Source organism: Kluyvera intermedia, assembly GCF_021440345.1.
In the GTDB taxonomy this organism is placed as follows: Bacteria; Pseudomonadota; Gammaproteobacteria; order Enterobacterales; family Enterobacteriaceae; genus Kluyvera; species Kluyvera intermedia_A.
The window spans coordinates 77,751-88,155 of record NZ_JAKCNS010000035.1 but is presented as its reverse complement, the minus strand read 5'-3'; the positions used below and the strand labels follow the sequence as shown (position 1 = coordinate 88,155).

Below are 10,405 nucleotides of genomic sequence, written 5' to 3'. Positions count from 1 at the left end.
GTGTTATTAGATAGACATAAATATTTATGCGCTTAATCATAACCGTGGGGACGATAGCTAAGTATATCTGCTAATTCGGTATGGCTGTTGAACCACTGAAGTTCCTACTGGTTAGTGATTAGTTCTTGTCGGGTGTAAAACTAACCCCGTACTGTGGGCTGGTATTTATGCCGCTGATATTTTTGTGTCTGAAGCGGCGATTGGGGTTGGGCCTCTTGCGGTAGGTACGACTCTGATTGTCGGGAAAAACCGTGATGCGATTCTCTGTGAGGTAATGATAGGTGTGTTGAATATTATCTGTGGCCTCTGATGGTAATTTCTGCTGAAAAAACACCCAAACCGCTCTCTTCCTGAGCAAATTGTGACACCACTGTCACAAAAAGAAGCACCTTTACGGAATTTTCCGTAAACTTGAGTACTCTGAATAAGCAAATAAAATTCTTCAGGAGAGAAGCCATGAAGTGGCAACAACGAATTCGTGTCGCAACTGGGCTCGGTTGCTGGCAGATTATGTTGCATTTACTGGTCGTCGCCGTGTTGGTTATGGGCTGGATGAGCGGCACCTTAGTGCGCGTTGGATTAGGCCTTTGCGTGCTGTATGCCGTAAGCGTCGTGTTGATGCTGGCGCTGCAGCGCCACCCCGATAAACGCTGGCGAGATGTCGCCGATGTGTTCGAAGAACTGACGACCACCTGGTATTTTGGCGCTGCGATGATTGCCGTCTGGCTGCTTTCGCGCGTTCTGCAAAATCACTTTCTGCTGGCGCTGGCTGGGCTGGCCATCCTTGCGGGGCCAGCCGTGTTCTCGCTGCTGGTGAAAGAGAAATCCTCAGGCGATCTTGCGGCGAAACATCGCGTACGCCACTGATCCCGTCGTGGCCGCTATGAACAGTAGCGGCCACAAACTCCCCCAGATAATCGACAGACTCGCATCCTTCAAATAGATCTGCTTGGTGATATCCGTGAAATGGCGGATAGGGTTTATCCAGGTCAGATGCTGCAGCCATACCGGCATGTTTTCCACCGGGGATACGTATCCCGATAGCAAAATCGCCGGCATCATAAAGACAAACACGCCGATAAACGCCTGCTGCTGCGTTGAGCACAGCGATGAAATCAGCAAACCAAACCCCACCAGCGACAAACCGTAAATCACCATGGTGAAGTAGAACAGTGCCAGCGAACCGGCAAAGGGGATTTGATACGCCCAGATGCCGACCGCCAGCACGATGCTGGCCTGTGCTGTGGCGACAATCAGCGCCGGAATCGCTTTGCCGACGAAGATTTGCCAGGTGGCGAGCGGCGAGACCAATAGCTGATCGAGCGTACCCTGTTCGCGTTCACGGGCTACAGACAGCGAGGTGACAATCATCACGCCGATGGTGGTTATCATGGCGATAAGCGACGGGACCACAAACCATTTGTAGTCGAGATTCGGGTTATACCAGTTACGCACCACCAGTTCGCTGTTATTCGGTTTCGCTTTCCCCTCCAGCAATTCCTGCTGGTAGTTTTTGACGATTTGTTGCAGGTAATTGGCGGCAATCTGCGCGCTGTTTGAGTTACGCCCATCAAGCAGAAGCTGCATCGGCGCGGTCTGGAAGGTATCAAGATTGCGGGAGAAATCGGCCGGGAAGCGCACCAACAGCAGCGCTTTTTGCGTGTCGATGGTCGGCTGGATCTCCTGCGGGCTTTTCAGCAGCAGCACGTGAGTAAAGGCTTTGGCCCGCGCAAAGCGCTGGGTCAGCTCGACGGCGTGCTTGCCGTTGTCTTCGTTATAGACGGCAATGGTGGCGTTGGTCACTTCCAGCGTGGCGGCAAACGGGAACAATAAGACCTGAATCAGCACTGGCGCTATCAAAATGGCGCGGGTCTGCGGCTCGCGCAGCAGCGATTGCAGCTCTTTACGGATTAGGGTCCATAAGCGGTAAAACATTGTGCCGTCCTTATGTCGGGTGGCGCTTTCTTTGCCCGGCCTACAGGGCAAAACGCCGGGCAAAATATGAGCGCCAGAGTTAATCCAATCGACGTTTGGTTTTCATCCACGTCAGGCCAATAAACATCACCGCCGAAGCGATTAAAAATAGCGTGTTTACAATCAGCACCACCGGAATATTGCCCGCCAGGAACAGACTTTGCAGAGTGCTGACGAAATAGCGCGCCGGAATAATGTAGGTCACGATGCGAATCGCCGCGGGCATGCTGTCTATCTGGAAAATAAACCCGGACAGCATAATCGATGGCAAAAAGGCGGCGTTCAGCGCTACCTGGGCGGCGTTAAACTGGTTGCGAGTGATGGTCGAAATCAATAGACCCATCCCCAGGGTGCTGAGCAAAAACAGGCTGGTGATGAAAAATAGGATAATGAGCGACCCGCGATACGGTACGCCGAGAATAAATACCGATACCAGCATACACAGCAGCATCGCCAGCATGCCGAGGAAATAGTAAGGGATAAGCTTGCAGAGCAGTAGCTCGACGCGGGTGACTTCGGTGGAGAGCAGCGCCTCCATGGTGCCGCGCTCCCACTCGCGGGCGATGACTAGCGAGGTCAGGATCGCCCCGATTACCGTCATGATGATGGTTATCGCCCCTGGGATAATAAAGTGCTGGCTGATGGCCGCCGGGTTAAACCAGTAGCGGGTCTGCACATCGATAAGCGGCTCGAAGTTCTGACCGTTATCTTCGGCGCGCTGTTTTTGCCAGATTTGCCAGATACCTTCGACGTAGCCCTGCACGAAGTTGGCGGTATTGGGTTCGCTGCCGTCGGTAATTACCTGGATAGGCGCATCGTCGCCAACGCGCGTCATCTTTTTATCAAAATCAACGGGCACAACGACTAATCCGCGAATGCGCCCGGCCTGCATCATCTCAACCAGCTGGCCGCGATTATCGCTAATGGTGGCATCAATATAGGGTGAACCGGTCAGCGTATGGGTGAAGTCCAGCGCTTCTTTACTCTGCTGCTCCAGCAGTACGCCGACCCGCAGCTTGCTGGAGTCGAGGTTAATACCGTAGCCAAAGATAAACAGTAAAAGCAGCGGGATCACCACCGCAATCAGCCAACTGCTGGGATCGCGAATAATTTGCCGCGTCTCTTTCACGCACAGCGCCCGCACGCGCCGCCAGGACAGGGCCTTAACGCTCATCGGCATGCTCCTTATCCCAATCATTAATCAGGGTGATAAACGCCTGCTCCATCGTCGGGTCAGGCTGCTGTTCATCGGCGGCCTGGGCCTTTAAATCGTCCGGCGTACCGCTGGCAATCAGCTTACCGCGATAGACCAGCCCGATGCGGTCGCAGTACTCCGCTTCATCCATAAAGTGGGTGGTCACCATCACGGTGACGCCTTTCTCCACCATGCTGTTGATGTGCAGCCAGAATTCGCGGCGAGTTATTGGGTCAACGCCCGACGTTGGTTCATCAAGAAATAGAATATCCGGTTCATGCATCAGCGAGCAGGCCAGCGCCAGGCGCTGCTTAAAGCCGAGCGGCAGCGCATCGGTAGTGTGGCGAGCAATTTCATCGAGACCAAAGGCCTCGCTCATACTGCGGATTTTTTCATTTTGCGCTTTTCCGCGCAGGCCATACACGCCGGAGAAGAAGCGCAGATTTTGTTCCACGGTCAGGTTGCCGTAGAGGGAAAATTTCTGCGCCATATAACCTAAATGCTGGCGCGCCTTACCGGAGCCGGTTTTGAGGTCCATATTCAGCACCAGCGCATTGCCGGAAGTGGGGACTAACAAACCGCACATCATCTTAAAGGTGGTGGATTTACCCGCGCCGTTGGGCCCCAGCAGGCCAAATATTTCCCCGCGCTTGACGGCAAAATTGACGTGGTCGGTGGCAGCGAAATCACCAAATTTTTTGGTCAGCTCTTTCGCTTCAATCACCGTTTCGTCCGCAGATCCTTCGACGGTATGCAAAATAGCGCCCAGCGGCGATTCTGACGTGCCCGCACCGCCCAGCAGATCGATAAACGCATCCTCAAAGCGCGGCGTTGTTTCTTCTATCTCCAGTTCCGGCATTCCCGGCGCCTGTCTCAAATCGTCGGCGGTGGCGGATTTTTTCAGGATTGCCCGCACCGAGCGACCCTGAATCATGCCGTCGCTAACCATCTCTTGCTTCAGCGTCCGCTGTAACAGCTTACGGTTATTCTCAACTGGGCTGTGCATCAGAAAGCTGCGCCCCGCCATGGTGCGGGTGAGGGCGGTCGGTTCACCCTGATACAGCAGCTCGCCTTCGTTCAGCAGCAGTACGTCCTGGCACTGCTCGGCTTCGTCGAGGTAGGACGTACTCCAGAGGATCAGCATGCCGTCGCCCGCCAGTTCATGCACCATTTGCCACAGTTCGCGGCGGGAAATCGGGTCAACGCCAACGCCGGGCTCATCAAGCAGCAGCACTTTCGGTTCGCCGACTAACGTACAGGCCAGCCCGAGTTTTTGTTTCATACCGCCGGAAAGCTTGCCCGCTAGCCGCGAGGTAAAGGGCCCGAGCGAGGTAAACTCCAGCAGCCTGGCGAAGGTTTTCTCGCGGATTTCGCCGGTAACGCTGCGCAGATCAGCGTAGAGATTGAGGTTCTCCATGACCGTCAGGTCTTCATACAGACCAAATTTTTGTGGCATATAGCCGAGCACCGCGTGCAGGGCGCTATCGTCGGCAATCGGATCGAGCCCCAGCACCGTTGCGCTGCCAGCGTCTGGTTTCAGTAGCCCGGCGAGCATCCGCATCAGGGTGGTTTTCCCTGCGCCGTCTGGCCCGACAAGCCCGGTAACGTAGCCTGATTGGATGGTGCAGTCCAGCCGGGCGACCGCCGGTTTGTTCATGCCGGCGAACTGTTTAACCAGCCCGTGTAGCTGGATCTGATGTTCACTCATGGCGCGGCTCGTCGCTAAATTTCAGCGTCACCGGCATTCCCTGGCGCAGACTATCGTCGGCATCGGTGACGATAATACGCAGACGGTAGACGAGGTCGGTACGCAGGTCCGGCGTTTCCACCGTTTTTGGCGTGAATTCAGCGGTTGGCGAAACAAAACCAATTTTGCCGTGATAAGGCTTATCCGGGCGACCATCGGTATAGAGCAGAATTTCACGACCCGGCTGCGCCTGATTGAGGTTCTTCTCATCGACGTAGGCGCGAACCCAGACCGGATGGGTTAACGACAGCGTTAGCACGGTGCTGCCCGCAGTGAGCATGCTGCCCGGCTCAACCGCACGGGTTAATAAGGTGCCGTCGGACGGGGCGGTTAATACGGTGTCCTGCAAGTCGAGTGTCGATTGGGCCAGCTGCGCCTGCGCTTGTTCAAGGCTGGCCTTAGCCTGGGCAATTTCCTGTGGACGATTACCCGCGCGGTACTGGCTTAATTTATCCTGTGCCGCTTTCAGCGAAGCGAACGCCTGATCGCGGGACGAACGGGCGTTAGCCAGATCGTTGGCGGACAACAGGCGGCTGTTCCACAGTCCCTGCTGGCGCTGTAAGTAGCTTTGCGCATAGTCATAGGCGGCCTGCGCCTGCTTGACCGCGGCGGCGGCCTGGGCTATTTCTTCCGCCCGGTAGCCAGCCATCATCAGGTCATACTGCGCCTGCGCGGTAGCAACGTTGGCTTTGGCCTGCATCAACGCGTTCTCATACGGCGCTTTATCCAGTTGCCCGAGCGTTTGTCCTTGTTTAATCGCATCCCCTTCGTCAACGTTCAAGGATTGCAGACGCCCGCCGACGCGGAAACTCATATTGACGGTACGAATATCGACATTGCCGTACAGGGTGAGTCCGTTATTTTGCAGGCTTTGATACCACCACGCCCCGCCGCCAATCAAGGCGACGAGGACGGCAACGGCCAGAATAAGGGCGACCGGTTTTTTCATCACTTCAGGCTCCTTTGAGTTAATCCTTGCAAAATAAGATCGATATGACAGGTCACGACCTGGTATATCTGCGCGGTCTTATCGGCATCAAACTGCGACCAGCCGGTGCGCATCAGAATGGTTTCCCGTCCCAGACGGAAGGCCAGCACTTCACCAATCAAGGCGTGGGTATGCAGGATCATCTGCGTACTGCTGGCGTCGCAGCCGGTGTAGGCGGCAATCAGTCGGGTAAGGTGCGTGTGCAGCGGGGCAATGACCTGGTCGTGAATACGTTGGTAGGCGGCGGTCGGCGACAGCTGCTCGCGGGAGATAAATTTACTGAGGCTCAGGGTATCGTCATGAGTCAGTAGCAAAATCATGTTTTCACAGGCCTGCAGAATAAGCGTACGGATAGCCTCGCTGTCGGGCTGCGGCTGGGCAAAGAGGCGCTCTGCCGCCTCAGTGTGCGGGCGGAAGTTCTCACCGATGAAATCGGCAATCCACTGCGCGCAGGCCTGGTATAAATCTTCTTTTGAGCCAAAATAGTAGGTGATGGCGGCGATGTTCTGCCCGGCTTGAGCCGCAATATCACGAGTGGTGGCGTGTAGGCCGTATTCGCCGAACTGGGCGAGGGCGGCGGCGATGAGCTGGCTTTTGGCCTGCTCGCCTTTGCTGGTTATCGGCGTCACGTTCATTATGGCCACCAAAAAATTAATCAATCGATTGATTAACATTATGCTGAGTTTTTAATCTTGTCCAGTCTGGTGAATAATCTTGTTTTCCATCGTTAAGGGGATAATTTATGCGGTGTATCACAAAAACTGCTACACTCCGCCCCTTCATGACATTGTGGTTTTTGTCATTCCCTCGTTTTTTATCCCCTCGAAAACTACACCGCATGCGGTCGGGGTGGGTGTGGAGTATTTATGTCTTTTGATTCCCTCGGATTGAATCCCGAAATTCTGCGTGCCGTTGCTGAGCAAGGCTACCAGGAACCCACCCCCATTCAGCAGCAGGCGATTCCTGCTGTACTGCAGGGCCGAGATCTGATGGCGAGCGCGCAAACCGGTACCGGCAAAACCGCAGGTTTTACCCTGCCGCTGCTGCAGACGCTGGTTTCTCGTGAGCCGCACGTGAAGGGCCGTCGCCCGGTTCGTGCGCTGATCCTGACCCCAACCCGTGAGCTGGCCGCGCAGATTGGCGAAAACGTTCGCGAATACAGCCGCTACCTGAACATTCGTTCGCTGGTGGTTTTCGGTGGTGTAAGTATTAACCCACAGATGATGAAACTGCGCAGCGGCGTGGACGTGCTGGTGGCAACCCCAGGCCGCCTGCTGGATCTGGAACATCAAAACGCCGTGAAGCTCGATCAGGTTGAGATTCTGGTGCTTGATGAAGCCGACCGCATGCTGGATATGGGCTTCATCCACGACATCCGTCGCGTGCTGACCAAGTTGCCGGCTAAGCGTCAGAACCTGCTGTTCTCCGCCACCTTCTCTGACGACATCAAAGCGCTGGCCGAAAAACTGCTGACCAACCCGCTGGAAATCGAAGTTGCGCGCCGCAACACAGCTTCTGAGCAGGTGACACAGCATGTTCACATGGTGGACAAAAAGCGCAAACGTGAACTGTTGTCGCAGATGATTGGCGAAGGCAACTGGCAGCAGGTGCTGGTCTTCACCCGTACCAAACACGGGGCTAACCACCTGGCAGAGCAGTTGAATAAAGACGGCATCCGCAGCGCCGCGATTCACGGTAACAAATCGCAGGGCGCACGTACTCGCGCGCTGGCAGATTTTAAGTCCGGTGACATCCGCGTGCTGGTGGCGACCGATATTGCCGCGCGTGGCCTGGATATCGAAGAACTGCCGCACGTGGTGAACTTCGAACTGCCAAACGTACCAGAAGATTATGTCCACCGTATTGGCCGTACCGGCCGTGCGGCGGCAACCGGCGAAGCACTGTCGCTGGTGTGCGTGGATGAAATTAAACTGCTGCGCGATATTGAGCGTCTGCTGAAAAAAGAGATCCCGCGTATTGCGCTGGCGGGCTACGAGCCGGATCTGTCTATCAAGGCTGAGCCTATCCAGAATGGCCGTCAGCAGCGCGGCGGTGGTAACGGCGGCGGCCGTGGTCGTCAGGGCCAGAGCCAAGGTGCTGGCCGCAGCCAGCAGCAGCCACGTCGTACCGACGGTGGGGCGCCGAAAGCCAAACCGCGTAGTGCGGAAGGCAAACCGGCAGGCGATAAGCCACGTCCACCGCGTCGCCCGCGTAAACCTGCAGCGGCGCAGTAAATTGCGAGCCCGGCCGAAAGCCGGGCTTTCTTTTTTGCGGCAGCGAGCAGAAGATGTCACAATAGTGGCTGTTTATACAGTGTCTCAGGTTTTCTCATGGCTTTGACCGCTGCGCTAAAAGCGCAAATCGCCGCCTGGTACAAGGCGCTTCAGGAACAGATCCCCGACTTTATCCCCCGCGCCCCGCAGCGGCAGATGATTGCCGACGTCGCCAAAACGCTGGCTGGAGAAGAGGGACGACACCTGGCGATTGAAGCGCCGACCGGCGTCGGGAAAACCTTGTCCTATCTGATTCCCGGCATCGCGATTGCCCGGGAAGAACAAAAAACGCTGGTGGTGAGTACCGCCAACGTCGCATTGCAGGATCAGATCTACAGTAAAGACCTGCCGCTGCTGCGCAAAATTATCCCCGATCTGCGTTTTACCGCCGCGTTTGGCCGCGGGCGCTATGTCTGCACGCGCAACCTGTCAGCGCTCGCCAGCACCGATCCAACCCAGCAAGATCTGCTCGCCTTTCTCGAAGATGAACTGACCCCGAACAATCAGGAAGAGCAGAAACGCTGCGCAAAGCTTAAAGGCGATCTTGATAGCTACAAGTGGGATGGCCTGCGCGATCACACCGATGTGGCGATTGATGACGACCTGTGGCGGCGCCTGAGCACCGATAAAGCCAGCTGCCTGAACCGTAATTGTCATTACTATCGCGAATGTCCGTTCTTTGTCGCTCGTCGGGAAATTCAGGAAGCGGAAGTGGTGGTCGCCAACCATGCGCTGGTGATGGCGGCGATGGAGAGTGAAGCGGTGCTGCCGGAGCCGAAAAATCTGCTGCTGGTGCTCGATGAAGGGCACCATCTGCCGGATGTCGCCCGCGATGCGCTGGAGATGAGCGCCGAGATAACCGCGCCGTGGTATCGCCTGCAGCTTGACCTCTTTGGCAAACTGGTGGCGACCTGCATGGAGCAGTTCCGTCCGAAAACTACGCCGCCGCTGGCGCTACCTGAGCGCCTCACCGCGCATTGCGAAGAGCTTTACGAGCTGATCGCCTCACTGAACAACATCCTTAATCTCTATCTGCCCGCGACACAGGAGGCGGAACACCGCTTCCCAATGGGCGAGCTGCCGGATGAGGTGATGGAAATCTGTCAGCGTCTGGCAAAACTGACTGAAATGCTGCGCGGATTAGCGGAGCTGTTTTTAAACGATCTCAGCGAAAAAACCGGCAGCCACGATATTGTCAGGCTGCACCGGGTGATTTTGCAGATGAACCGCGCGCTGGGGATGTTCGAATCACAAAGCAAGCTGTGGCGGCTGGCATCTTTGTCGCAGGCATCGGGGGCACCAGTCACTAAATGGGCCACCCGCGATACCCGTGACGGGCAGATGCACGTCTGGTTCCACTGCGTGGGGATCCGCGTGAGCGACCAGCTTGAACGCCTGCTGTGGCGCAGCGTGCCGCATATTGTGGTGACTTCCGCGACGCTGCGTTCGCTCAATAGCTTCTCACGCCTGCAAGAGATGAGTGGGCTGAAAGAGAAGGCCGGCGACCGCTTTGTGGCGCTGGATTCGCCGTTCAACCACGTTGAGCAGGGAAAAATCGTCATCCCACAGATGAAGTATGAACCGCTGATCGACCATGAAGAGCAGCACATTGCCGAGATGGCGGCCTATTTCCGCCAGCAGGTTGAGAGTAAAAAGCACCACGGAATGCTGGTGCTGTTCGCCAGCGGACGGGCGATGCAGCGCTTCCTTGAGCATGTGACCGATCTGCGTCTAATGCTGTTGGTTCAAGGCGATCAGCCGCGCTACCGGCTGGTAGAGCTGCACCGTAAACGGGTTGAGAACGGCGAATATAGCGTGCTGGTGGGGTTGCAATCTTTTGCTGAAGGGCTCGATCTGAAAGGTGAACTGCTAAGCCAGGTGCATATTCACAAAATCGCTTTCCCGCCTATCGACAGCCCGGTGGTGATTACCGAGGGCGAATGGCTGAAAAGCCTCAATCGCTATCCTTTTGAGGTACAGAGCCTGCCCAGCGCATCGTTTAACCTGATTCAGCAGGTTGGGCGTTTAATCCGTAGCCACGGCTGCTGGGGTGAAGTCATTATCTACGATAAGCGGTTGTTGACCAAAAACTACGGTCAGCGTTTACTGAATGCGTTACCGGTTTTTCCCATTGAACGACCGGAAGTGCCGGAAGTATCGGAAGTGAAGCAGAAGACGAAAGCGAAATCGCCGCGGCGTAAAAAACGCTAGCCCGTCTGAGCGTCGTA

General features: G+C 55.9%; 8 protein-coding genes. 3 read left to right on the top strand and 5 right to left on the bottom strand.

Annotated features, from left to right (window positions below; translation table 11 throughout):
* The first annotated feature begins 456 nt into the window (after positions 1-456).
* Entirely contained in the window at positions 457-867 is a 411-nt protein-coding gene (locus tag LZ634_RS11055; protein WP_234504959.1) for a YbhQ family protein, read from the top strand.
* On the opposite strand, the gene LZ634_RS11050 is transcribed toward LZ634_RS11055, so the two are convergent.
* The 5 genes from LZ634_RS11050 to cecR all read right to left on the bottom strand — a co-directional run bounded on the left by LZ634_RS11050 (position 829) and on the right by cecR (position 6,539).
* Positions 829-1,935, bottom strand: coding sequence for an ABC transporter permease (locus LZ634_RS11050; RefSeq protein ID WP_234504958.1), 1,107 nt, complete (start codon positions 1,933-1,935; stop codon positions 829-831). The genes LZ634_RS11055 and LZ634_RS11050 overlap by 39 nt on opposite strands.
* A gap of 79 nt (positions 1,936-2,014) precedes the next feature.
* Complete coding sequence (locus LZ634_RS11045; protein WP_234504956.1) at positions 2,015-3,148, bottom strand: ABC transporter permease; 1,134 nt, start codon at positions 3,146-3,148, stop codon at positions 2,015-2,017.
* Positions 3,138-4,877 carry an ATP-binding cassette domain-containing protein gene (locus LZ634_RS11040; protein ID WP_234504954.1) on the bottom strand — a complete coding sequence of 580 codons (1,740 nt, stop codon included), beginning with the start codon at positions 4,875-4,877 and terminating at the stop codon, positions 3,138-3,140. The genes LZ634_RS11045 and LZ634_RS11040 overlap by 11 nt, the downstream gene beginning before the upstream one ends.
* Positions 4,870-5,865 carry a secretion protein HlyD gene (hlyD, locus tag LZ634_RS11035; RefSeq protein WP_234504963.1) on the bottom strand — a complete coding sequence of 332 codons (996 nt, stop codon included), beginning with the start codon at positions 5,863-5,865 and terminating at the stop codon, positions 4,870-4,872. Before hlyD ends, LZ634_RS11040 begins: the two co-directional genes overlap by 8 nt.
* Positions 5,865-6,539, bottom strand: a complete 675-nt coding sequence (gene cecR, locus LZ634_RS11030) for a transcriptional regulator CecR (protein ID WP_234504951.1) — start codon at positions 6,537-6,539, stop codon at positions 5,865-5,867. Before cecR ends, hlyD begins: the two co-directional genes overlap by 1 nt.
* Before the next feature lie 231 nt (positions 6,540-6,770).
* On the opposite strand from cecR, the gene rhlE reads away from it, so the two are divergent.
* Both rhlE and dinG read left to right on the top strand, forming a co-directional pair.
* Entirely contained in the window at positions 6,771-8,138 is a 1,368-nt protein-coding gene (rhlE, locus tag LZ634_RS11025; RefSeq protein ID WP_234504948.1) for an ATP-dependent RNA helicase RhlE, read from the top strand.
* Positions 8,139-8,234: 96 nt separating this feature from the next.
* Positions 8,235-10,388: an ATP-dependent DNA helicase DinG gene (gene dinG / locus LZ634_RS11020; RefSeq protein WP_234504946.1), complete on the top strand. Its 2,154-nt coding sequence runs from the start codon at positions 8,235-8,237 to the stop codon at positions 10,386-10,388.
* Positions 10,389-10,405: the final 17 nt, after the last annotated feature.